Annotated in this window: 21 protein-coding genes; 11 read left to right on the forward strand and 10 right to left on the reverse strand. The window is 64.2% G+C overall.

All coding sequences use genetic code 11. The features are described 5' to 3' along the window. Positions 1-8: 8 nt before the first annotated feature. The 3 genes from pabB to IPL75_07190 are packed head-to-tail and all read left to right on the forward strand — an operon-like array spanning position 9 to position 3687. Positions 9-1232, forward strand: a complete 1224-nt coding sequence (gene pabB / locus IPL75_07180; GenBank protein ID MBK9240039.1) for an aminodeoxychorismate synthase component I — start codon at positions 9-11, stop codon at positions 1230-1232. Then, complete coding sequence (locus IPL75_07185; protein ID MBK9240040.1) at positions 1223-1750, forward strand: aminotransferase class IV; 528 nt, start codon at positions 1223-1225, stop codon at positions 1748-1750. Before pabB ends, IPL75_07185 begins: the two co-directional genes overlap by 10 nt. Positions 1751-1761: 11 nt before the next feature. After that, positions 1762-3687, forward strand: coding sequence for a hypothetical protein (locus IPL75_07190; GenBank protein ID MBK9240041.1), 1926 nt, complete (start codon positions 1762-1764; stop codon positions 3685-3687). A 56-nt stretch (positions 3688-3743) separates the two neighbouring features. Here the strand turns inward: IPL75_07190 and IPL75_07195 are convergent, their stop codons facing one another. Together IPL75_07195 and IPL75_07200 are read right to left on the reverse strand one after the other, a co-directional pair. Next, the gene (locus tag IPL75_07195) at positions 3744-4859 is read right to left on the reverse strand and encodes a zinc ribbon domain-containing protein (GenBank protein ID MBK9240042.1); all 1116 of its coding nucleotides are present in this window, start codon (positions 4857-4859) and stop codon (positions 3744-3746) included. A 3-nt stretch (positions 4860-4862) separates the two neighbouring features. Further along, positions 4863-5936 carry an SPFH domain-containing protein gene (locus IPL75_07200; protein ID MBK9240043.1) on the reverse strand — a complete coding sequence of 358 codons (1074 nt, stop codon included), beginning with the start codon at positions 5934-5936 and terminating at the stop codon, positions 4863-4865. Positions 5937-6121: 185 nt separating this feature from the next. On the opposite strand from IPL75_07200, the gene IPL75_07205 reads away from it, so the two are divergent. Next, on the forward strand, positions 6122-7543 hold the full coding sequence (locus IPL75_07205) for a PQQ-binding-like beta-propeller repeat protein (GenBank protein MBK9240044.1): 1422 nt from the start codon (positions 6122-6124) through the stop codon (positions 7541-7543). Positions 7544-7632: 89 nt separating this feature from the next. Here the strand turns inward: IPL75_07205 and IPL75_07210 are convergent, their stop codons facing one another. The 5 genes from IPL75_07210 to IPL75_07230 all read right to left on the reverse strand — a co-directional run bounded on the left by IPL75_07210 (position 7633) and on the right by IPL75_07230 (position 13284). After that, the gene (locus tag IPL75_07210; GenBank protein ID MBK9240045.1) at positions 7633-8847 is read right to left on the reverse strand and encodes a thioredoxin family protein; all 1215 of its coding nucleotides are present in this window, start codon (positions 8845-8847) and stop codon (positions 7633-7635) included. Between the two features lie 66 nt (positions 8848-8913). Beyond that, positions 8914-9618 (reverse strand): response regulator transcription factor, encoded by a 705-nt coding sequence (locus IPL75_07215; GenBank protein ID MBK9240046.1) that lies wholly within the window; start codon positions 9616-9618, stop codon positions 8914-8916. Between the two features lie 6 nt (positions 9619-9624). Beyond that, positions 9625-10542 carry a HAMP domain-containing histidine kinase gene (locus tag IPL75_07220; GenBank protein ID MBK9240047.1) on the reverse strand — a complete coding sequence of 306 codons (918 nt, stop codon included), beginning with the start codon at positions 10540-10542 and terminating at the stop codon, positions 9625-9627. 55 nt (positions 10543-10597) lie between these two features. Further along, the gene (locus IPL75_07225; protein ID MBK9240048.1) at positions 10598-11503 is read right to left on the reverse strand and encodes a fatty acid desaturase; all 906 of its coding nucleotides are present in this window, start codon (positions 11501-11503) and stop codon (positions 10598-10600) included. Between the two features lie 59 nt (positions 11504-11562). Then, positions 11563-13284, reverse strand: a complete 1722-nt coding sequence (locus IPL75_07230) for a DNA mismatch repair protein MutS (protein MBK9240049.1) — start codon at positions 13282-13284, stop codon at positions 11563-11565. A 112-nt stretch (positions 13285-13396) separates the two neighbouring features. Between IPL75_07230 and IPL75_07235 the strand changes: the two genes are divergently transcribed. Beyond that, a complete protein-coding gene (locus IPL75_07235; protein ID MBK9240050.1) occupies positions 13397-14329 on the forward strand; it encodes a COX15/CtaA family protein in 933 nt (310 codons plus the stop codon). 18 nt (positions 14330-14347) lie between these two features. Then, a complete protein-coding gene (locus IPL75_07240; protein ID MBK9240051.1) occupies positions 14348-15154 on the forward strand; it encodes a hypothetical protein in 807 nt (268 codons plus the stop codon). A gap of 232 nt (positions 15155-15386) precedes the next feature. Here IPL75_07240 and IPL75_07245 read toward each other — a convergent pair whose 3' ends face one another. Both IPL75_07245 and IPL75_07250 read right to left on the reverse strand, forming a co-directional pair. Beyond that, positions 15387-16391 carry a creatininase family protein gene (locus IPL75_07245; protein ID MBK9240052.1) on the reverse strand — a complete coding sequence of 335 codons (1005 nt, stop codon included), beginning with the start codon at positions 16389-16391 and terminating at the stop codon, positions 15387-15389. 30 nt (positions 16392-16421) lie between these two features. Further along, a complete protein-coding gene (locus tag IPL75_07250; protein ID MBK9240053.1) occupies positions 16422-16823 on the reverse strand; it encodes a reactive intermediate/imine deaminase in 402 nt (133 codons plus the stop codon). Positions 16824-16882: 59 nt separating this feature from the next. On the opposite strand from IPL75_07250, the gene IPL75_07255 reads away from it, so the two are divergent. Genes IPL75_07255 through IPL75_07275 form a run of 5 tightly spaced genes read left to right on the forward strand, consistent with a single transcriptional unit; the run spans position 16883 to position 21992 of the window. Beyond that, the gene (locus tag IPL75_07255; GenBank protein ID MBK9240054.1) at positions 16883-17263 is read left to right on the forward strand and encodes a YHS domain-containing protein; all 381 of its coding nucleotides are present in this window, start codon (positions 16883-16885) and stop codon (positions 17261-17263) included. Continuing rightward, positions 17202-19292, forward strand: a complete 2091-nt coding sequence (locus IPL75_07260) for a copper-translocating P-type ATPase (GenBank protein ID MBK9240055.1) — start codon at positions 17202-17204, stop codon at positions 19290-19292. The genes IPL75_07255 and IPL75_07260 overlap by 62 nt, the downstream gene beginning before the upstream one ends. 57 nt (positions 19293-19349) lie before the next feature. Continuing rightward, positions 19350-19796, forward strand: a complete 447-nt coding sequence (locus IPL75_07265; protein MBK9240056.1) for a GntR family transcriptional regulator — start codon at positions 19350-19352, stop codon at positions 19794-19796. Further along, complete coding sequence (locus tag IPL75_07270; protein ID MBK9240057.1) at positions 19777-20652, forward strand: ABC transporter ATP-binding protein; 876 nt, start codon at positions 19777-19779, stop codon at positions 20650-20652. Before IPL75_07265 ends, IPL75_07270 begins: the two co-directional genes overlap by 20 nt. After that, entirely contained in the window at positions 20649-21992 is a 1344-nt protein-coding gene (locus IPL75_07275) for a hypothetical protein (protein ID MBK9240058.1), read from the forward strand. Before IPL75_07270 ends, IPL75_07275 begins: the two co-directional genes overlap by 4 nt. Here IPL75_07275 and IPL75_07280 read toward each other — a convergent pair. Beyond that, on the reverse strand, positions 21968-24268 hold the full coding sequence (locus tag IPL75_07280) for a DUF885 family protein (protein ID MBK9240059.1): 2301 nt from the start codon (positions 24266-24268) through the stop codon (positions 21968-21970). The genes IPL75_07275 and IPL75_07280 overlap by 25 nt on opposite strands. Positions 24269-24275 lie beyond the last annotated feature (7 nt).

Below are 24275 nucleotides of genomic sequence, written 5' to 3' on the forward strand. Positions count from 1 at the left end.
CTTATCGCGTGCAGGCGCGTTTCGATTTCAGCCCAGCCCATCGCTCGCCGCTGTTGTTCCGGTCGCCCGACCGGATCGTAGTTGCGCGGACACTCGACGAAGTGCCGGCGGCGATGGCGGCCGTCGATGAGGGATTGCGCGATGGTCTGTATGCGGCCGGTTACGTGGCGTACGAGACCGCTTCGGCGTTTGATCGAGCACTGACGACCCACGCTCACGCCCCGCCGGGTGCCCCGCTTGTGTATTTCGGGTTGTTTCCGGCTGTGGAAACGGCGTCGCCGCTGGCTGACACAGAGCTGCCGGCTTCAATCGACTGGACGCCAGAGTTGTCTGCGGCCGATCACGCGCGCGGTGTGGCCGCCATTCGGGAGGCCATCGCCGAGGGCGAGACGTACCAGATCAACTACACATTCCGTCTGCGGGCGGCCTTGGATCCGTCGGGCCTGGAATCGCTGTATCTCCACCTCGCCGGCGTCGAGCGCGTTCCCTACGCCGCGTTTCTCGACTTTGGCGACTGGCAGGTCCTGTCGCTGTCGCCGGAATTGTTCTTTCAACTTGAGAATGGGCGCCTTGTCACGCGGCCGATCAAGGGCACAGCGCCGCGGGGACGTTGGGCCGAAGAGGACGCGGCGCTTGGCGACGGGTTGCGGGCGTCGGCGAAGAACCGCGCGGAGAACGTCATGATCGTGGACCTGTGCCGCAACGACCTGAGTCGCGTCTGCGACGTTGGGTCTGTGCGGGCATCCGCGTTGTGCGAGGTGGAACCGTACCAGACCGTGTGGCAAATGGTGTCTACCGTTGAGGGCCAGGCCCGTCCTGGCATCGGACTCGGCGATGTGTTTGGCGCGTTGTTTCCGGCCGGCTCAATTACAGGTGCACCCAAGTCCAGCAGCATGCGCCTCATCGCGTCACTCGAACACAGCCCTCGCGGTGTGTATTGCGGCGCCATCGGTTTCGCGTCGCCTGATGGACGCGCTGAGTTCAACGTGGCCATTCGGACCCTGACGGTGAACCGTGTGAGTGGCGCGGCGGAATATGGCGTGGGAGGCGGCATCACGTGGGATTCGACGCCGGCTGACGAACATGCCGAGGCACTCAGCAAAGCCGCGTGCCTGGAAGTCAGGCCGCCATTTGGGCTGATAGAGACCATGCGACTTCGAGCACGGCTCGTTGGTGAGAAGCGAACGGCACCTGGCTCGGCTTTCAGATTCTGCGAGCTACTTTGGCTTTAACTGCGATCTGGCTTCAGTTCGGGCCACCCTCGACGCGCACATCGCATCCGGTGGGCCAGGGACCGGCGCGTGTCCGCCTGGTGCTGGACGCCAGTGGCCAGGTCCAGGTTGAGAGCCATCCTCTCGATGCCCCGGCGGCCGGTCCCGTGCCGTTTGCGTTGGCCTCAACCCCCATCGATGGGCGGGATCGCTTCGTATGCCACAAGACGACGAGGCGGAACATGTACGACCACCACAAGACGACGCATCCCGATGTGTTTGATGTGTTGCTCTGGAACGACCGGCGGGAACTGACCGAGTTCACCCGGGGAAATGTGGTGGTCGAATATGAGGGCGCGATGTGGACGCCCCCGCGGTCGAGTGGCCTCCTGGCCGGTGTCTTCCGAGGCGAACTGCTCGACGCCGGCACCATTCACGAACGGGTGCTGACCCTTGATGACCTGCAGAGGTGCACCCGGATCTGGTTTATCAACAGCCTCAGGGAATGGGTGCCGATGGACCAGGCCAAAGAACGATAAACTCTGCACCCATGACACGCGTCCGTTGGGTCTGGCTCGTACTTTTCGCGGTGGTGCTCTTTCGCACGGCCTGGCTCGGCGACGATGCGTTGATTTCGTTGCGGACCGTGCTGAACGTCACCCACGGCTATGGGTTGACCTACAACCTGCACGAGCGGGTGCAGACGTTCACGCATCCTCTATGGCTCGCGTTGATCACATCCGCCTACTGGGTGGTGGGCAACATCTTCCATGCGGCGTTCGCCGTCTCGATCGTCACTTCTCTGGTGGTCTTCGGCCTGGTGCTGCGCGCGGCCCGAAGTGCGACGCAGTTGTGGATCGCAGGCGGTGTCCTGTTGGCGTCGCGCGCCTTTGTGGACTACTCGACGTCGGGACTTGAGAATCCGCTGACCGCGCTGGTGGCCATCGCCACGCTCGCGTGGGCGTCGCGCGAGGCGCGTGGGGGCCGATGGCTGACCGGGATGTGGGTGGGCGTGAGCGCCGCCTATCTCACCCGGCCGGATGCCGTGCTTCTGGTGCTGCCGGTGGCGCTCTGGGCCGTCCTGCAGGTGCGTCCCCGAATGACGGCGGCACTCGCCGTGGTGGCGGGCCTGGTGCCGGCTGCCCTCTGGACGTTGTTCTCGCTGGTGTACTACGGGTTTGCCTTCCCCAATACGGCATACGCCAAGCTGGCCGCAGACATCCATGTGAACGAGCGGTTGTGGCAGGGGCTGATCTACCTGCTCGATTCCATCAATCGCGATCCCATCACGCTGACGGCCATTGGCGTGACGCTTATCGTCGCGACGATTGAGCGATCGAAGGAGGCGTGGCTCAGCGCGGCCGGCATCGTCGCCACGCTGGCGTACGTGGTGTGGATTGGCGGCGACTTCATGAGCGGGCGGTTCCTGGCTGCGCCGGTGCTGGTGGCGGTGTGGATGTTGGTGCGGATGCAGCGACTGACGCAGGCCGAGTGGTGGCCTGTGCTGGCCGTGCTTGCGGTGGCCGCCATCGCTTCACCCCAGTTGCCCGTGCGTAGCGACCGGACGTTTGATATCTCCGGGACGCACAGCGGCATCGTGGACGAGCGTGGGATCTATTTTCAGACGTGGAGTCTCATGAAAGCCGACCGGCTGTCATTCGCAGAGCCCGAATGGCCACGCTGGGATGGGCGCGCCCAACCCGAACATGTGCTGGACACATGCGGTCTGATGGGGGCGGACGGACTGTCGTGGGGACCACGCACGTACATGCTCGATGAATGCGCATTGGCCGACCCGCTGATGGCGCGCCTGCCGGCCGTGTGGAAGGAAGAGTGGCGGCCGGGCCACTACCGCCGCATGGTTCCTGATGGCTATCGCGAGAGCGTTCAGCAGGATCGCAATCTGCTGCGCGATCCGGGGCTGGCCGAGTACTACACCGCGTTGCGCACTGTCGTGCGCGACCCGTCGCTCTGGTCACGCGACCGCCTGCGTACGATCTGGCGTATGAATCTTGGTCAACTGGACTCGCGAATCAATCGCCAGTTCTACAAGTTTGACGGTGCGGACACGACGCTCGAGAGCCTGTCGCACGTCCAGCCCGACGGCACACCGTGGGACGCACCGGGGTCGCGCACGTTCCAGACCGTGCTGGCCGTGACCGTGCCGGATCAGTTGAAACGCCGGGTGCTTGATATCTCGCTTGATTCGGACGACCGGTATCGACTGACGTTCCTCAAGAAGAATCGAATCGTCTCCGCTGTGGTCGTGGATGTGGTGCCCAGGGATCGCCGCGTGCCCGGACTGGCCAGCCATCTGGTGACGATTCCCGAACGTGCCCGCAAGCATGGGTTCGACACGATCGCCATCGTCAGCATCGCCGGCGATGCGCGCAAGGCCGTGGGGCACCTGCTGCTGGATGGCGACCCCGCCACGGCCATCGAGCTCGGCCGCCGCTTCGGCGCCGCGGGACGGTAGCTGCGGGTTCTTTCCGTACGTAGCGCGGCCTGGGTCTCAAGGCCGCGGCTCTTGACCTACTGCTGCGCCGCGATAAAGATCAGCAACACCACGAGCGCGGCCAGCACGAGGAGCGCAATCTTCCAGAAACTCTTCGGATACTGGCCCGCGATGTCTCCGGTGTATCCGTTCGCCACCACCTGAAACGTTTTGGCGCCGTACGTGTAGGAGAGCACCCAGATGGGCAGCAGCGTGTGTTTGAAGGTCTGCTTGGAAAACGTGGGCTGGATCACGAGGTTGCGATAGGTATCGCCGGGCACCTGCTGTCCGCAGAGACTCTGGAGAGTGGCGTGCATCTGAGCTACTGACGCTGCAGCCGCAGTCTCAAGGTTGATCTGATATCGCTCCACGACGAAGCCGGAGAGGAACGCCGTGTCGTAGGGCACGAGTTCCTTGGTGGGAAATGGTTCCACTTGTCGCAGCAGCGACGCATCCACCCCCTTGGTGGCCGGCACCGGCTCATCATCGAAGAAATGATCGATGGCGCCCGCCGCCGGCGTCCAGCGTACATGACGCACCTGCCGGGTCCGGGTGTGGCCCTTGTTGTCTCGATACGTTTCCGTCGTGTAGTAGTAGGTGCCGGACTCGGCCTGCCACTCGCAATGCGACTGCGCGTCGAACGTCCAGTACGGCACGTAGAGGCCGTGCAGCTGATCGATGAGCGACTTGTGCTTGAACGCGTTGGGCGCGAACCAGCGGCCGGCGTACCAACGCTTCATCCGGTCGCGCACGTCGCTCTGTGAAATCTTGAACGGCAGCAGGCTTTGCGGCCGGATCGGCGCCTGCAACTCCTCGTAGTCCACAAGCGCAGGCGATCCGCAGAAATCGCAGTTCTTGCCGACCTTCGCCGGGTCGAACACCATCACGGCCCTGCAGCTCTGGCACTGGACGCTGCGACGCGCCGTATCCCAACCCCGTTGCTCCGCCGGCAAGTCGCGGAGCATCGCGACCAGATCGAGTTCGGCCACCGCGCCGCCGGCCTTGTGCCCGGTGTACGGCGATTCCTCGCCGCAGAACGCGCATACCAGCAGCTGCTTGCCTGGATGCCACTCCGCCTGCGCGCCACACGCCGGGCAGGCGTGTTTCTCCCGGGCCGAGACCTGGTCAGGCCCGGTTGGTTCGGGTGTGTCCATTGCCTATTGGGCGAGGTAGGCGTCGAGCGCCGCGCGCGTCACGCGGTAGCTCGTGCCGATCTTCTTGGCCTTGAGTTCGCCCGCCTCGATCACCGACATCACATCCGTCTCTGACACGCCGATCGCCTTCGCGACGTCGGCCGGCGACAACAGATCGAGCGTCGGCGCCGCGGCGGCAACCGGAGCGCCGCCACCCGTGACCGGCGTCGTGGCCGGGGCGTTCGGGTTCATGAAGCCCTGCTGCATCATCTGCTGGGCAATGCCGAAGCCGACAGCGAGTTCAGCCGCCGTGCCGCCGACGCCGCCTCCACCCGTCGCCATGCCCTGGCCCATCTGGTACTTCACGTAGTCGTTCAGATTGCCGATGGCCGCCATGCTCGACCGCTTGTCGATGGCGGTTTCCACTTCCGGCGGCACCGACACGTTTTCGATGATGAAGCTGCCGATCTCCAGGCCGTACTTGGCGCCTACTACCGGATTGATCACCGGCAGCAGGGCTTCGCCCAGTTCCGAATATCGCGTGGCGATATCGAGGACCGGGACTTTTGCCGAAGCGAGGGCCTCGCTGAAGACGCTGACCATGCGTGAGCGCATCGTGTCGGCGAATTCATCAAGCCGGAAGTGGTGGTCCGAGCCGGCCACTTCCTTGATGAACAGCGGCGGATTCACGATCTTGAAGTCGAATGTGCCGAACGCCCTCAGCCGCACAATACCGAAGTCATCGTCGCGCACCATCACCGGGTTGGCGGTGCCCCACTTGTTGCCGGTGAAGAGCCGGGTGGTGACGTAGAACACATCCGCCTTGAAGGGCGAATTGAACAGGTACTTCCACGACTTCAGCTTCGTGAGGACCGGGATGTTGTCGGTGGTCAGCGTATGTTTGCCCGGGGCAAACGTGTCGCCGAACTGGCCGAGGTACATGAACTGCACCGCCTGCGATTCACGGACGATGAGCTGGGCGCCGTTTTTGATGGCCTTGTCTTCGTCGGGAAAACGGTACGAAAGCGTGTCGCGCGAGTCATCAGTCCATTCGATGACGTCAATAAACTCGCCCTTGATGTAGTCCATCAAACCCATTGCTGCTCCTTAAAGAAAGGGGACGGGTGTCGACCTGTGGAAAACTCGGTTGACTGGGGCGAGTTTTCCACAGGTCGACACCCGTCCCCCTGATCCCAGTCAACCGAGTTTCCCACAGGTCGACACCCGTCCCCGTATTTTTATCTACGCTTGCGCGGATTGCCATGTTCAGCCACGATGCCTGCATGCGAAAACACCCTTGGGTTGGTGCGGTGGGCGTGGCGGCTGCGTTGGCGGCGAGCCTGGTGCCGGTGGCCGGCAGAGGCCCAAGCGATTGGCCGCAGTTCCGCGGGCCAGGGTCGGCGGGTGTGGCAGACGGATCGACGCTCCCTCTGACGTGGTCCACGACTCAGAACGTGGCCTGGGTCACAGAGATTCCCGGCCGTGGATGGTCATCGCCGGTTATCTGGGGGCCGCGCGTGTTCGTGACGGCGGCGATCAACGCCGGCGCATTCAAGGCGCCGTCCACCGGGATCTACGGCAACGACTTGGCGGGTGAGCTGGCCAAACAGGGCCTGTCGATGGAGGAGATCATCAAGCGCGTCAGCGCTCGTGACATCGAGGTGAGTGCCGAGGCCACCGAGGTTCGCTACATGGTCTACGCCCTGGATGTGGCGACCGGCAAGGTCGCGTGGCAGCAGGAGGCGCACAAGGGCCTGCCGGTGGGTGGCCGGCACCGCAAAAACACCTACGCGTCAGAAACACCCACCACCGACGGCGAGCGTATCTATGCGTCGTTCGGCGGTAACGTCGGGCTGTTCGCCTACAGCCTCACCGGCGACCTTGTCTGGAAGAAGACCTGGCCGCCACAGCCCGTTTATCTCGACTTCGGCACCGCGTCGTCTCCAGTGGTGCACGGCGGGCGGGTGTATCAGATGTTCGACAACGAAGCGGAGTCGTTCCTGGCCGCGCTTGACGCGAAGACCGGAGCCGAGGTGTGGACGGTTCGGCGGAACGGATTCAAGACGCAGGCGCAGTCGGGTTGGGCCACGCCATTTATCTGGCAGAACGGACAGCGTACCGAGATTGTGACGATCGGGAAGGGAACCGTCGTGTCCTACGGCCTCGACGGCACCGAACTGTGGCGGCTGGGCGGCATGACCCAGGCCACCCCATCTCCCGTGGCAGGCAACGGGCTGCTCTATGTCGGATCCGGGTCGCAGGGCGAGACCGGCCGGCCGCTGTTTGCGATCAAGCCGGGAGCGAGCGGCAACATCTCACTCACGCCCAACCAGACGACCAACGACTTTGTCGCCTGGTTCCAGCCGCGCTTTTCAGGCTACACACCGTCGCCGCTGCTGTATCGCAACCGCGTTTACGTGATCAACGACAACGGGATCATGCAGGTGGCGGATGCCACAACGGGTAAGGAACTCTACAAGGCGCGCGTGGGCGGCGGCGGGATGACGTTCTCGAGTTCGCCGCTCGCGAGCAACGGCCGCATCTACGCCGTCAGCGAGGACGGTGACGTGGTGGTCTTCGAGGCCGGCGACGAGTACAAGGAGTTGGCGAAAAACAGCCTGGGCGAGATGAGCCTCGCCACGCCCGCTGCGGACGCCAATAGCTTGTATATCCGCACAGCGACCAAGCTGTATAAGTTGAGATGAGAAGGGGACGGGTGTCGATCTGTGGAAAACTCGCAACACTCAGTCGAGTTTTCCACAGATCGACACCCGTCCCCCTATGAGCCCCGATCTCATTTAATGAATGTCAGCACCTGCGCCGACGACTGATACCCGCTGACCTTCTTCACGATAGTGTCCTTGGCCGGATCAAAGACCACCATCGTCGGATAGCCAGTCACGCCGAAACGCTTGACGTGCGCCTTCTCAATGTCGCCATCGAGTTTCAGCCCGACGTAGCCGGCGTTCAGCGCGGCGGCGACTTCCGCGTCGTTCCAGATCCACTCATCCATCGTCTTGCAGGGGCCGCACCAGGTGGTCTCGAAGTCGATAAACACCCGCTTGCCTGAGGCGCGCGCCTGCTTCACGGCCGAATCGAAGTCGTGCGACCACGCGAACGCGGCTTTCGTGCGGGGCCGCGGCCGTTCGTCCGCGAGCATGTCGTCGGGCAGACGGTCTTCGGCTTTGGTGACCGGGCGATCGACCACCGTAAACTCAATGGCCGACCCGTCTTTCTTGAACGACTTGAACTCAAGCACGAGGTCTTTGGCGCCGCTCCGTTCCAGGAACATGAGGCGCGAGGTGTCGCGAGCCTCTTTGATTGACAGAACCGCCGCTGTCGCATCCTTCGCCGTCGCGGGAATCACGCTCCAGGAATCGCCCGGGCCGTAGAGCGCGTCGTTGTTGCCGTCCATCGCGGCCACCAGGGCGGGCACGCCATTCACCGTGACGGTGCCCGATCGCCAGGACCCGCGCGAATACCGGATCACGTCGGGCGCCGGCGCGGCATCCTCGCGCACCACCCAGAAATTCACGAAGTACGGTTCGGTGCGCTCAGGTTCCGGAAAAGCCACGCGCAACTCAATGGCGTTGAACGAACTCCACCAGGCCTTGGTCTTGGCGTTCTGGGTGGGCACAGCCACAGCCGCGGGCCCATCGTCTCCGAAGTTCCCGTTCCGGTTGCGGTCCACGAACAACTGATTCAGGTCCGCCGGGTGCGCGGCGCTCGCCGTGGCGAGCACGGGAATCCACGAGCCCCGAGCCGGACCCACCTGCAGGAGGCCTCGTTTGGCCGGACGGACGGCACCGGGCGGCAGTGCCTGGCCGGCGGGCACTTCTGCGAGCGTGACTTGCGTGCCCTTGGGGCTGAAGTTGGGTTTCGGCCCCGTTCCTGGCGCGTGGTACGTCAGCGGGACGGTGATGACCGCGCCCTGCGCGGCCAGATCCGGCTGGCCCGCCGCAGACAAGGCGACCATGCCGAGCGCCAGGAGAGATCGTTTGATCAACATGCGGAGGAGTCTAACAAAACGACCTCTGAGGTCGTTTATTTTCTCAGAGGGGAAAAATAAACGACCTCAGAGGTCGTTTTTTGACTCGAACCTGTACCCGACGCCACGCACCGTCAGCAGGTGTTTGGGTAGCGATGGTTGCGCTTCGATGTACTTGCGCAGGCGGGACATGAAGTGGTCGATCGCGCGCGTGTCCGTGTCTTCGTGGAGGTTCCAGACCTCTTCCAGCATCTGTTTGCGCGACACCGTCTGGCCGTCGTGGCGCACCAGGTAGCGCAGCAGGTTCGTTTCCATCAACGTCAGCGGATACACCTTGGCGCCCACGCGAAGCTCCTGCGCCGAAAAATCCACGGTGCGTCCGGCGAACGTGAACTGGTCGGGCGGTGGGGGAGCCGCTTTCCACGCCTGCCGGCGCAACAAGGCGTGCAGGCGCGCCACAAGAATCGTCAGTTCAAACGGCTTCGGCAGATAGTCGTCGGCACCGGCCTCAAACCCCCGCAGCACATCTTCCGCTCGTCCTCTGGCGGTCAGCATCAGGATGGGGTGCAGCCAGGCCCGTGCCCGCAACGCCGCGGCGACGGCAAATCCGTCCATCCCGGGCAGCATGACGTCGAGCACCATGGCATCAATGCTCTGCGGCCGCTCGGTAATCACCTGCAGGGCACGTTCGCCGTCCTCAACAATTTCCACCTCGTGCCCCTCGGCTTCAAGGTTGAACCGCAGGCCCGACGCGATATGGGGTTCGTCTTCGACAATCAGCAGATGAGACATGGAGGGTTATTGCGCCGCTGCAGGCACCGCGGGCAGTTCGAGTGTAAACACTGATCCACGGCCCACGCCCGCACTCTCGGCGTACGCCCGTCCGCCATGGTGTTTTGCGGTGCTGTAGACGATGAACAGGCCGAGGCCGGTGCCTTTGATGCGTTGGGTCAGCGAGCCGGGTGTGCGATAGAAGCGCTTGAAGATCCGTTTGGCCTCACCCGCGGCGAGTCCCGCGCCACGGTCGGACACGCGAATCACCGACCAGTCACCCACGAGCACCGCATACACCTCCACATGCACATCGTCGCCCGAGTATTTCACGGCATTGTCGAGAAGGTTCAGGATGGCGCCGCGCAGTTCTGTGGGGTCGCCCATCACTTCAGGCTGCCGGTCATCGGGACCGAGCGGCAGCAGGCATAACTGCGCCTCGGTCAGGTGCCGGCGCGTGCGCGTCAGCGCCACACACTCGTCTGCCAGGGTGCGCAGGTTCACGCGCTCCCGATGGGTGGACGGCCGGCCGGCCTGTCCCGTGCGCAACACCTGTTCGATGGTCTGCATGAGGCGGTCGCTGTCGTCGAGCATGACGTCGTAGAACTCGCGCCGCTTGGCGTCCGGAATCGTGTCCTCATGGGCCTTGAGGGTTTCCAGATGCAGACGGATGGACGTCACCGGCGTCTTCAACTCGTGCGTGACCGCGTTGACGAACGCGTCCTGCTGGTCGTTGCGGCGAATTTCCCGCACGAGGAAGATCGTATTGAGGATCAGGCCGGTGATGATGGCGATGAAGACCGGCACGCCGAACAGCAACGCCACGGCCTGGCGCCGGTTCTGCACGATCCAGCCGACGTTGAGCGCCACGGCGAGTGCCACCAGGCACACGCAGAAGATCACGAAAAAGGCGATCGCGCCCCGGCGGCCTGTAGACACAGACATCGAGGCATTGTACCTGCGGCCCCGGACTCCGGGACCCCAGGACCCCGACTTCTAACTAGGCCGCTTCTTCAATCGCGTCGTCCACCTTCACGCGGCGGACGTCGGTGGCGAGACCGACCAGTTCGAGGGCGCGAATGTGCAGGTAGGTGAGGTCCACTTCGTACCACGCCAGGCCGTGCGCGGCCGACGTCGGGTGCGCATGGTGATTGTTGTGCCAGCCTTCGCCGAACGTGAGCGCCGCCACCCACCAGTTGTTGCGTGAGTCATCCCGCGTCAGGAACCGGCGCTGGCCCCAGAGGTGCGTGGCTGAGTTGACGAGCCACGTGGCATGCAGGCCAAGCGTCACGCGCAGGAACACACCCCACAGCACCCAGTTCCACCCGCCGAGCGCCCACAGCACGAGGCCCTGGATGGTCAGCGGCACCCAGTGATACTTGCTCAGCCACACGTGAAAGCCGTCGCGGCTCAGGTCGGGCGCGTACTTCGACGTCATGGTGACGTTGTTGTGCTGCGCCTCGCCGAAGATGATCCAGCCCATGTGCGCCCAGAATCCGCCGTGACGCGGCGTGTGGGGATCCATGTCTGAGTCTGAATGCTGGTGATGCCGCCGATGCGTGGCCACCCAGAAGAGCGCCCCGCCCTCCAGGGCGGTGGTGGCGCAAATCGTCAGAAAGTATTCGACGAACTTCGGCGTCTTGTAGGCCCGGTGGGTCAGCAGCCGGTGATACGACATGCCGATGCCCCACCCCAGCGCGATGTAGTACGTGACGAGCATTACGACCACGCCAGACCAGGTGAAATCGATCAGCGCCCAGACCGCGCCGATGTGGAACAGCGTCATGAAAAAGGCGGTCGTCCATGAGACGCCCGCAAATCGGTCAGGATTGGCGCCGGCCAGGCTACCCGTGCCGCCGGACTTGCGGGGCACATGTTTGGTCGAAACAGTGGTCGTCAGACTCATGCTGCAACGATAACAAGCCTCGCGCCGGCCGACTGTAAGAGTTCCGTAAGTGGCTCACATCAGGCCGGATCGACGTCGAGCCCAATCGACCGCATCAGGGCCAGGGCGTTGCTGGTCTTGACCGGCCCTTCGCGCAGCACGTAGTCAAACGCCAGGGACCCTCCATCAAACTTGTCCGCGAAGTGCACGTTCGAGGCCTGCGGTGACCACCCGGCCGCGATGTCACCGAGCGCCAGATCGTGGGTGGTGGCCAGGCCCACCGCGCCGAACCCAATCAGTCCCCGCAGCAGGCCCTCGGCGCCCTGCCGCCGGTCGTGCGAGTTCGTGCCGCTGAGCACCTCGTCGAGCAGGAACATCGTGGCCCCGCCATTCGCGCGGGCCAGATCCACAATGTGCTTCAGCCGGAGGATCTCGGCGTAGAACCGCGAGTGCCCTTCCTGCAGGGAATCGAGCACCCGAATCGATGCGCCCACCGACATCGGCGACAACGAAAATGACGCGGCCCTGACCGGGGCGCCCATTTGTGCCAGCACCACGTTGAGGCCAATGGCGCGCAGAAACGTGCTCTTGCCAGACATGTTCGAGCCGCTGACGATGAGCAGGGACGGTGCAGTGCCACCGAGCCGCACCGTATTGGCGACGGCGCTGTCGCCGAGCAGTGGGTGCGCAAGGTCGGTGGCCTCCAGCCGTGACGGGGGCGGTGTCACCACAGGGAAGACGTGGGCCGGATGTTCGGCGGCGTACCCCGCAAGCGCGCACAGCGCGTCGAACTCCGCCACGGCGTCCAGCCACTGCGGCACCTGCGCGCCGTGAAGGGCGCGCCATCGCTCGATGGAAAACGCCAATTGCGTGGTCCACATCAGCAGGCCGGCAATGGGTGCGAAGAGCACATTGCTGCGCGAGGCGAGCATTGTCGCCAGTTGCGACAGCCGTGCGATGGATGAAGACGCGGCGCCTGAATCGGTTGCGAGTCGCCCGCGCAGCGCCTGGAGCAGGGAACTGGTGTCGCGGCGTCGTTCGAGCAGGCGTGCCACTTCGACGAACACATCGAGGTCTCGTGACGCCGAATCAACTGCCTCGGTCACGCGCAGCACCCGTGGCCGAAGGGCGAGCGCCACCAGTCCTTGCAACGCCAGCAGCACCAGGAAGGGCGCCACTGGTCCACCTTGCCGCCACCAGATCAGCGCACCGAGGCACGACAGCGTGACCAGTCGAACCAGCACTTCGATGCCACGTCCAGGGAGCGTGCCTGCCATCACGGCCCAAGTGCCGATCACTGCCGGGTCCACGGCGGCCCGCATCTGGTCGCCTTCAACGGCGAGCTGTTCCCGCAGGTCCAGATCGGGCGCCAGTTCCCGCACGGCGGCCTGCCGGGCCACGAGCACTTCCGGCGTCGCGGGCGCCAGCATCCAGCGCGCAAGCGTGGCGCGTCCCGCTTCCGTCCGGCACGTGGCCATCAGTTCAAACAGGCTGCCTCGGCCAAACACGTCCAGGTCTGCCGCGTACAGGTGGTCGGCCGGCACGAAGCGGTCGCCCGCGTCGCCTTTGCCAGGCCAGTCATGCCGCAGGCGTGCCAGGCCCCGCTCGTAGTACTGGACGGCGGACCGCGCCCGGTCGCGCGCGTTGATCAGCCGGCCATGGCCGACAGCCACCACCGCGAAGAGGGCGACCAGCGCGGCCAGGGTTTTCCAGGGTGCGAGGCCGAGCCAGATCAGCAGGCCGACGCCGGTGAGGCCCAGCACGAGCCGAACGCCGGCCACGCGTGTATTGCGCCGCTCCATGCGGGCAAGCGTTTCGCGCCGCGCAGACAGGCGCGAGCGGAATTCATCCGCAATGGGCGATGGCGTCACCCTCGTAGATTACCTTCTGTATGATCGATTCGGAGTTCGTCGCATGACTTCCGACCCAATTCGCGCATTTGTCCGGTACGGCTGGCTGACCCTCGGGGTGACGATCCTCGTCATCGTCTGGGGCGCCGTGGTGCGCGCCACCGGGTCTGGCGCGGGGTGTGGAAGCCACTGGCCGCTGTGCAACGGGGAAGTCGTGCCACTGGCGCCGGCGGTGGGCACGGTCATCGAATTTGTGCACCGGGTGACCAGCGGACTGGTGATGGTGATGGCGCTGGGGCTGGTGGTGCTCGCCCGCCGCACGTTTCCCGCCGGCCATGCCGCGCGCAAGTGGGCGGCCATCACGCTGGTCTTCATGGTCATCGAAGCGGCGGTCGGCGCAGGCATCGTCCTGCTCAGGCTGGTGGAAGACAACGCTTCCGCGTTGCGTGCGGGTTACGTGGGCGGGCATCTGGTGAACACGCTGCTGCTTGTGGCCGCCATGACCACCACGATTTGGGCGGCGCGGCCTCCGGCCTCCAACCGCGACGCATCACCGGTCTCTGCGGGCGGGGCCGGCGCTGGGTTCACCATCGCGATGGTGGCCATGCTCGCGGTGGCCGCCACGGGGGCGATCGTGGCGCTGGGCGACACCTTGTTTCCACACGCATCACTGGCTGAAGGCATTGCGGCCGATCTCGACCCCACGGCGCATTTCCTGATCCGGCTCCGCATCTGGCATCCCATCCTCGCGGTCACCATCGCGGGCTACTTGTTCTGGCTCGCCTGGCGCAGCCCCGTGTTTGCCGGTGAAACGCAGGCCACACCCCGCCAACTGGTCATGATGCTCATCGTTGGTCAATGCGCACTGGGCGTCATCAATCTCCTGTTACTTGCGCCGCTAACACTGCAGATGGCGCACCTGCTTGTGTCCAACCTGCTGTGGATTCCGCTCGTGTGGGGGTGGTTGAATTGGCAATCTGGAATCGCGAATCGGTAATCGTCTATCGTTACCCCCATGTCTGACGCGCGCTTTCTTCCACTTCACCAGCCTGTTCACGAGTTTTGTTTTGCGCAGATTGCGGCAGCGTCTCGGCGGCCGCTGGTGATTGGTCTTCAGGCTCCGCAAGGTGCGGGCAAGACGACCCTGGTCACGCATTTCCTGCAAGGGCTTCCGGCGATGGGTCTGCGCGGGGCAGGCGTGTCCGTGGACGATTTTTATCTCACGCGTGAAGACCAGCTGCGACTCGCGGCGGCGAATCCCGGCAATCCGTACCTGGAGCATCGCGGGTACCCGGGCACCCACGATGTGGCGCTGGGCGAGCGCACCCTTCGCGCGCTCAAGGCATTGAAGGAAGGCGAGACCACGCGTGTGCCGGTGTACGACAAGTCCGCGCATGGTGGACGAGGCGATCGCGCGCCGGAAGACACCTGGCGAGAGGTGAGCGGTCCGCTTGATGTGATCGTGTTGGAAGGGTGGATGCTCGGCTTTGCGCCGGTGGAAGCCGACGCGCTGCCCGATCCCCGCCTGACCCCGGCCAATGAAGCGCTTGCCGAATACACCAGGTGGACCGACCAGGCAGACGTGTGGGTGGTGCTCCGCGCGCAGGATCCCGAATACGTGCTGACCTGGCGCGTGGAAGCCGAGGAAGCGATGAAGGCCTCAGGCAAGCCAGGACTGAGCCGCGAAGCGATCACGGATTACATCAGCCGCTTTCTTCCTGCGTATCGGACGTATGCAACGCCCGACCGGATTCCCGGGCGGGCAGCGGGGCTCACGTTGACACTCGACGCGGCCAGACGACCCATTGCGCTTCGCTCGTAATGGCGAAATGTCACAAATGACCGAAATGGCGAAATGTCGGACAGAGCGATTGTAGGGAAGAATGCCGGAATGTCTTTGGTGTCCAGTGGTTGAATCTGCAGCTCCAAGGTCATTCGTTCATTGCGCGCCCTGGACATTCGCACATTCTTCCCTACATTGGTTTATCCGCATTTCGCCATTTCGGTCATTTGTGACATTTCGCCATTACGAATGACAAGGGACAGGCGACGGTCTACTTGCCTCGCACCTTCCTGATGGCATCAGCTGTCACCGTCGCTCTGAAGTCTACGATCTGTTTCCCTGCTGCAATGGCCTTGTCCTTGTCGGCGATTGAGACGCCGTCGATGGAGGCCTTGCCGGCCTTCACGCGCTCCGCCCATCGCACCGAGTACGGATCGGTCACCATCATGTTCAGCGTGATGACCGGGTCATCATGCAGGCCGTCGCTCTTGGTGTCTGCGGGGATGAGCTTGTTCTCGATCGCGAACTTCGTCACCGCGCTGTAGGTGTAGTGCTCGGACACGTGCGCCACGATGGGCTTGCCCGCCCATTCCTTCGTGTACTTCTCGGCGACGGCCGTCATGCCGCGTCCGTTGCCGCCGCTGTCACCAATCATGATGATGTGCTCGAAGCCGTGCTGCCGCATGCTCATCACGATGTCGCTCAAGAGCGCATTAAACGTCTCCTCGCGCATGCTGATGGTGCCCATCGTGGCCATGTGGCTCGATCTCGTATCCAGGTTGCCTTCGGGCACAAACGGCACGATGGGTGCGCAGAGCGCGTCGCCGAGTTTGCGTGCAATCGCGTCGCAGTTCGCCTTGAGCACGTAGTTGTGTTTGCCAAGCGCAAGCCACGGCCCGTTCGGTTCAATGCCGCCGGTGGCAATAATGACCGTGGTTTTGCCGGCCTTCATCGCATCGCGCACATCCATCCACGTCATCTCTTCCAGCCACACGGTGTCGGCCTTCGGCAGTGGATTGGGTGCGTCGGGGCAGTTGTACGGACTGTTCTCACACGCGCCGCCACCCATCGCGGGTAGCCTCGGGGCGCCGCCGCGGCCCTGACGGCCACCAGCGGGAGGCTGCCCGCCGACTCTGCCACCGATGGTCGTCGGAGGCTGTTGTGTCGGAGGCGGTGGCGGTGCGGTCTGCGCCGCCGCCAGCACACCGGCGCTGACGGCCGCGCCTGCGACGAGCAGAGACGCGGTCATGACAGTGAAAGACAGGGGCTTCGTCATTCCAGAACTCCTCGAAACACTCACAAGCGGTTAACGGGATGAATCAGGGACGTACGCAATGCAGTCAATTTCGACGCGCAGGCCCACGCCAGGCAACGCGGCGGCCTGAATGGTGGTGCGTGCGGGGCGGTGGTCACCAAACATGCGCGAGTACACGGCGTTCATCGCCTGAAACTCGCCCATGTCGAGCAGGAAGACGCCACACCGCAGCACGTACTGCAGGTCGGATCCCGCAGCCTGCAGAATCGCCTGCAGGTTTTTCAAACACTGCTCGGTCTGGAGGGTGGCGTCGGCGCCCGCCAGCTTGCCGGTGGATGGGTCGGTGGCACCCTGGCCGGACACAAAGACGAGACGTTCAAACCCCATCCCCGGCGAATACGGCCCAACAGGGGCGGGCAGGTTGGGGGCATGGACAGGACGATGATCGGGCATGGGCTCAGAAGGCTCCTTAAAAACGGTGCCCCATTCTAGCCCCTGAAAGCGGGCCTGCTATGCTGCATTTGGTGGCCACGCACATCGATCCCGTCTGCGGCATGACCGTGGACCCTGCAAAGAACAAGGGCGGTTCGTTCGAGTTCGAGGGGACGACGTACTACTTTTGCGGACAGGGTTGCCGGCTGAAGTTCGAAGCCGACCCCACAGGCTGGCTCAAGAGCGGGCCGAAGGGCATGGGCAAGCCTACGGCGGGGCAAGCCGTTCCAGTCACTCTGACCTTGAAGCGTCCCGCCTCCGCAACACAGGACTCCGGGACTTCAAGACCCCTGGACTCCAGGACCCCAGGCCCCGGGTTCCCAAGTCTGGATCTGCCCCATGGACCCGGAAATCCGGGAGTCGAAGCCGGGCGACTGTCCGAAGTGCGGCATGGCGCTTGAGCTGGAAATCACGTCGCTTTCTGCGGAGGAGCCCGAGAACCACGAACTCAAGGACATGACGCGCCGGTTCTGGATTTCGGCCGCGTTGAGTGTGCCCGTGATGGCGGTGGCGATGGTCGAGATGTTCGGGCTTGCACCACTCTCGATGCGGTCAGCCGCGTGGATCCAGTTCGCGCTGGCCACACCTGTGTGCCTTTGGGCCGCGTGGCCGTTTTACCTGCGCGCCGTGAACTCGGTGCGAACCGGCAACCTGAACATGTTCACGTTGATTGGCCTGGGTGTCGGCGTCGCCTTCGGCTACAGCGTGGTGGCCACACTTGCACCGGGAGTCTTCCCGCACCAGTTCAGCCACAACGGCGCCGTGGCTGTGTACTTCGAGGCGGCAGCCGTCATCGTGACCTTGATCCTGCTCGGCCAGGTGCTCGAACTGCGCGCCCGCAGCCAGACTGGGTCGGCCATTCGCAAACTGCTGGGTCTGTCGCCGGCCACCGCGCGCCAGGTGAAGGAAGACGGCAGCGAACACGAGGTGCCACTCGCCTACGTGCACGCGGGTGATCGCCTTCGCGTCCGCCCCGGCGAGAAAATACCCGTGGATGGCGTCGTGCTCGAAGGCTCGAGCCGCGTGGACGAATCGATGATCAGCGGCGAACCCGTTCCCGTCAAGAAGGAGCCGAACGACAAGGTTGTCGGCGCCACGATCAACGGGACGGGCTCGTTCATCATGCGCGCCGAACGCGTCGGCGGCGACACCCTCCTCGCCCGCATTGTCGCGATGGTGGCCGAAGCGCAGCGCAGCCGCGCACCGATTCAGAAGCTGGCCGATCGCGTATCCGGCATCTTTGTGCCGACGGTGATCCTGATTGCCATCGTGACATTCATCGCCTGGAGCCTGGTGGGGCCCGAGCCGCGTTTGGCGCATGCGTTGATCAACGCGGTGGCGGTGCTGATCATCGCGTGTCCCTGCGCGCTGGGCCTCGCGACGCCCATGTCCATCATGGTGGCGACGGGCCGCGGTGCCACGATGGGCGTGCTGTTCCGGAACGCCGAGGCGATTGAAGTGCTGCGTGACGTGGACACCCTGGTGTTCGACAAGACGGGCACACTGACCGAAGGCAAACCAGCGCTCGTGAGTGTCGAGCCGGTCACGGCTGGCGACACGTCGTGGCTGCCACTCGCCGCGGGCATCGAGATTGGCAGTGAACATCCCCTCGCCGATGCCATCGTAAAGGGCCTCGTCAAGGAAATCGAAGCGAAGGGCTTGCGCCCAGCGGTGACCGAGACGTTTGAGTCGATTACCGGGCAGGGCGTCCGGGGCCGGGTGGGTGGCCGTGACGTGGCGGTTGGCAATCGCGATCTCATGCAGTCGGTGGGTGTGGATGTGACGCCCCTGGCCGCGCGGGCAGAAGCCTTGCGCGCGCTGGGGCAGACCGTGATGTTTGTGTCGGTTGATCGGGTGTTCGCTGGGTTGCTGGGAGTAGCTGATCCCATCAAGGCCAGCACTCCTGAGGCGATTGCGTCGCTCAGGAAAGAAGGTCTGCGTCTGGTGATGATGACCGGCGACAACGTGACCACCGCGCAGGCGGTGGCGAAACAGCTGGGGCTCGACGAGGTGATCGCCGACGTGAAGCCAGAAGGCAAGGCTGCAGCCATCAAGAAACTGCAGTCCGAGGGACGCATCGTCGCCATGGCCGGCGACGGTATCAACGATGCGCCGGCGCTGGCGCAGGCGCAGGTCGGCATCGCGATGGGCACCGGCACCGATGTGGCCATGGAGAGCGCGGGTGTGACGCTGGTGCAAGGCGACCTCCGCGGCGTCGCGCGCGCCACGCATCTCTCGCGCCAGACGATGGCGAATATCAAACAGAATCTGTTCTTTGCGTTTGTCTACAACACGGTGGGCGTGCCGGTGGCCGCTGGCGTGTTGTATCCGTTCTTCGGGTTGTTGTTGAGCCCGATGATTGCCGCGGGCGCAATGAGCCTCAGTTCGGTGTCGGTGATCGCGAACGCCTTGCGGCTGCGCAAGTCGTAACTGTCAGGGCAGGTCGTCCGCTTGACACAGTGTATATAGACACTATATACAGTAACCGTGGTTCAGGAACGTACCCTGCTCATCGGACCGCTGTCGGCCTCGGCGCAAGGGCCGTTGTACCTGCAGATCGTCAACGCGCTCAAGCGTGAAGTCAGTGAAGGCCGCCTCCCAGGCGGAACTCCGCTCCCGTCATTCCGCGGCTTGGCTGCAGACCTGCTGGTCAGCGTGATCACGGTCAAACGCGCGTACGAAGATCTCGAACGCGAGGGAATCATCTATCGCCGCCAGGGGCTTGGCACGTTTGTCTCAGAGGTCGCGCCCGATCGCAGCCGCGAGGTGAAAACGGCGCGGGCTCGTGAGCTGTTCCGCGAGGGCGCGCGCGAGGCTTCCGAAGCCGGACTGTCCCCACGCGCGATCAGCCAGCTCGCCCAGTCCGTGCTCAAGGAACACGCCGAGGAACACCTCGCATCAGGAGAGCCGAAACATGTCCGCAAACGCGCTTGAGATTCGCGGCCTGAAGAAGTCGTACGGTGCCTTCACCCTCGGCCCTCTGGATCTGACCGTGCCGATGGGCGCCATCTACGGTTTCGTCGGCCCCAACGGCTCGGGCAAGACGACGACGATCGACTTGATATTCGGTTTGGGAAAGGAAGACGCGGGAACCATCACCGCCCTCGGGCTGGACCATCGTCGCGACGAGAAGGCGATGAAATTGCGGACCGGATACGTGGGGCCGGAACTCACGCACTCGTCGTGGGGACGCGTCGGGCGAATCATCGCGTTCGTCAAGGGGTTTTATCCCACATGGGACGACCAGTACTGCCAGCAGCTGATGGAGACGTTCGGACTGCATCCGGACGCCAGAGTGCTGACCCTGTCGTTCGGCGCCCGCATCAAACTGTCGCTGATGCTTGCCCTCTCGTGGCGCCCGCAGTTGCTGGTCCTCGACGAGCCCACGGTGGGACTTGACGCGATCTCGAAGCGACAGGTCTTCGCCGAACTGCTTTCGGCGGTGCAAGGTGAAGATCGCGCGGTCTTCATTTCCTCGCACGGCATCACCGACCTTGAGCGCTTTGCCGACCATGTCGGGATGATTCGTCAAGGACAACTGGTCTTCGAGGGCCCCATGGCGGATATCCTCGAACGGTTCCGCTTGATCGACTTGCCTGCCGAACAGGCGGCGCGCATCGAGCATCAGCCAGGCGTGCTCGTGCAGCAGAAGGCCGGCACGCGGTGGCGTCTGCTGGTGGACCAACAGACGTTCCCCAGCGCACAACTCGCTCAGCAGGGACTAACGCCGCTTTCTGATGCCACTCTGTCTCTCGAGGATCTGTTCGTGGCGCTGGGCCAGTCCGCATGATGTGGCATCTGATCCGCGCGCAGTTGTGGCGGGTGCGCTGGCCCATGGTGAACTTGTTCTTCATGGGCTTCATGAGCGCCGCCACGTCGAGTGGCCCGAGCCTCCGCCTCATGAACGCAATGGCCCTGATGACGGCTGGGGGTTCACTGCTGACCATCGGCATCTTCTGGTCGAGGGAACTGCGGGTATTGCCCCTGGCTGCGGATACGGCGCTCCGCTCGGCGTGGTGCACCGTGATGGTGTTTCCGGTTGCGATCATGGCCGGCCGACTGCTGGTGGTGCTCGGCGCACCACTGGCAGGCGGCTCGCCTGGCATGACGGTGGAAGCCGTGTTGCTGCTCGCGAGCTTCGATGCCATCTACATCGGCGTGTCGGTGTGGGAACACCAGCGCGCCGATACCCCGTGGACAGGGCTGCGGCAATTGCTGGATCCCCGTGAGGCGCTTGGGATGTTCGGAATAGCCGTCTGGATGTTCATTCCCTTCGCGACTCCGGAGCTGGTGCCCCGTTCTGTCGCCGGCGTGACGTGGCTGCACGTTGTCATCGCACTCGCCGGTCTCGTGGTGGCGACGTGGCCGGTGCTCGTGACCAAGAACGAATGGCCCTCATTGGGGATACTTCACGAACGGCAGCATCTGGCTCCGACGGCGCGCGTACCACCGAAGTCCACTGACCGCTGGATCGATCGGCTCCGGGGAATCAGTCGTCTTTTGCCGGGCCAACTGGCGAGCGCAGTGGTGGTGTCGTTGCTCTCGTTGGCGGCGTTCATCGCGTTTGCGGTCGGTGTGCGCGGCGACATCCGGAGTCCGTTCGACACGGGAGTGAGCGACCTCGAGTTCCTGTTTGTCGGTGGTCCCGTGGTGCTGATGCTGCTCGGCCCCGTTGGCATCGGCGCCGGACTCTCGCCATTCCTGCGCCGCCTGAAAGCGATGCCGATCAGCGCGACTCGATTGATCTTCACGATGACGGTACTACCCCTGGCCACTCCGATGCTGTATTGGCTCTGCGCTGGAGTCGCTCACCTGGTTCTGGTCGGACCAGTCTCAGGTGATTGGCGGCCAGGTGTCCTGCTGTTCCTGAGCGGCATCCTGGCGCTAGGCAGTGCGCTTGTGACGCGATTCAACTCAGCCGGCGGTCCGCTCGCGGCAGCATTCCTTCCGTTTGGCCTCCTGCTGACCACGATGAGGATGTTCGACAAGAACGAAATCGATTCGGTGTTCGCGCTCCTTCTACCCGGCGTCGGCCTTTCCTGCCTGGTTGCAGCATTTCTACTGAACCATCACGTGGTCACCCGTTTGTCTTCACACGCGGCCGTCTACCGCGTGCCCAGTTCCCCGTAAAATTTCCAATCGAGGTTCATGTCGCGCGTGAGCGGCATCTTCGAGATGGCCAGCCGCGTCAGCGGGAAGGGCATCGAGCCCTGCAGCACAACCGCGTCGTGGAACTCCTTCAGCGTCATCTGGCCCGAGTCCACAAGGTCGGCCTTGAGGCCGCGCAGCTGCAAGCCGCCCAGCAGGTAGGCCGCCTGGTAGAGCGGACCGTAGTTGCCCTGGAACGAGCGGCGCACTTCGGCGGTGGCGTTCTCGCGTTCGTGACCGACTTCGTTCACCAGGAAGTCGATCGCTTCCTGCGGTGACCAGCGGCCCATGTGAAAGTTCAATGAAAAGACGATGCGCGCGGCGCGGTGCATGCGCCAGAAAAGTGCGCCGACCTTCTTCTCCGGTGTGTCGTGGAAGCCGATCTCGTAGAACAGCGTTTCCCAGTACAGCGGCCAGCCTTCGCCGTAAAACGGCGTGCTGACGCCCAGGTTGGCGCGATGGCCAGCCAGGCGCTGGCCCATGTAACCCGTGTAGTTGTGGCCGGGGATGAGTTCATGCCCGGCCGTGGCGTTGGAGAAGCCGGGGTTGTTGCCGCGCATGCTCTGCAGGCGCAGGTCGTACTCCATGGTGTTGGTCGGGTACGACACGGTGATCTGCGACCCGCCAAGGAAAAATGGGTTCACGAGCTGGCGCTCTGGCGACATCATGCCCATGCGCAGGGCTTCCCGATTCACCGGCGTCACCGTGATCAGGTCGTTGGCGACCAGGTAGTCAGCCGCGTAGTACACGAGGTCGCGAATCATCTCGGGCTGTTTGCCCGGAGGCACGGCCGTGTTCTTCGTGTGCTCGAGGGCCTTCATCCAGTCGCCGCCAAAACCCAGCTGGGCCGCGGCCTTCTCCATCTCCTTGACCGTCCACGCGAACTCCCGATTGCCCAGTTCGATGAGTTGCTCGGGTGAGTAGGGAATCATTTCGTCGGCGAGGTCCAGAATCAGGCCATCGCGCCCGCGCGCGGGTCCCGGGATGCCGCTGTTGTCGGTCTTGCGCGGGATGTTGGTGGGCGGTACGAAGCTCGCCCGGGCAATCTGCTGTTCGCACATGCGTTTGATGGCCAGGTAGTTGACCTGCGCGTTGCGCGAAAGCCGGTCGAAGTCGAGCGTCTTGAGGGCCTCGAGCCACGCCTGATGGAACGCGGCATCGCGCACGGGCGCCGGGGCCGCGCCGGGCGCTGCACCACGGCCGCCTCCACGACCACCACCGCCACCACCACCTGCTGCGCCGCGGAAGGCCGTGACGATGTCGATGGATTCGTCCTGGGGCAGAGCCATCAGCTTCTGGAGGTCGGGGACCGAGGGACGCAGTGGTGCCGCTGCCGGAGCGATGACGGCGCTCGCGGGCGTGTGTCCGGAGTTTTGCTGATTGGCCGTCGCGATCTTGTCGCGCAGTAGTGCCGCGTATTCACCGAGGCCACGGTTGACGTGGGCGTAGGGCAGGTTCATCCACCACGTGAACAGCGGGTCGTATTCGTTGTAGAACCCGAACCACTCGGCCATGGACGACCTGAGGCCATCCACGGCAGCGGCCGCCTGTCGTGCCAGATCCGGCGCGATTTGAATGGCACCCGATTCCACCTTCGCGCGAATGGCGGCAATGTCTTTCTGAACCTTGGTGACACGGCCGGCCGTGGCCTGCGCATCCATGTTGTCGACGCGGACGCGGGCTTCATAGATTTCGGTGAGGTCCCGGGCGAACGGCACCACCGGCGTCAGCGCGGCAATGACCTTGGCGTCGGCGTCGAGCGCGGCCATGTTGTTCGCGATCGTGGTTTTGAGCTGCGTGAGGTCGGCCTGGGCGGCTGGCGACAATCGCGCTGCGTCAATTCGCGTCAGCGCCAGCTGCCAGTCCATATCCAGGCGTTTGAGGCGTGCGATGCGGTTCGCAGAAAGTGACGGCACAACGATCGCCGGTGCTGCGGGAGCTGCGAGCGCAGCATCGGGCGCGCCACCTGCGCGACCGCCGCCTCGTCCACCGCCACCCCCGCGACCCCCACCGCCACCACCGACACCCGGCAGATAGTTTTGCGCGAGCACCTGGCGATCGGCGTTGTACCACTGCACGGGAATTCGCATTTCGCTCTGGCGTGCGAGCAGGAGCGGCTTCAGATCCCTGGGCACCGTGGACGCCGCTGAGGGCGCCGCAGGTGTCTGCTGAGCCAGAGGAGACGAGGTGAGCGGCCACACCATCGCGGCCAGAAGCAGGGTGCTGACGCCAAGACGTCGGGCAAGTGGGTTGTGCATGGTGCGC

It is taken from the genome of Acidobacteriota bacterium, from assembly GCA_016716905.1.
GTDB lineage: Bacteria > Acidobacteriota > Vicinamibacteria > Vicinamibacterales > SCN-69-37 > SYFT01.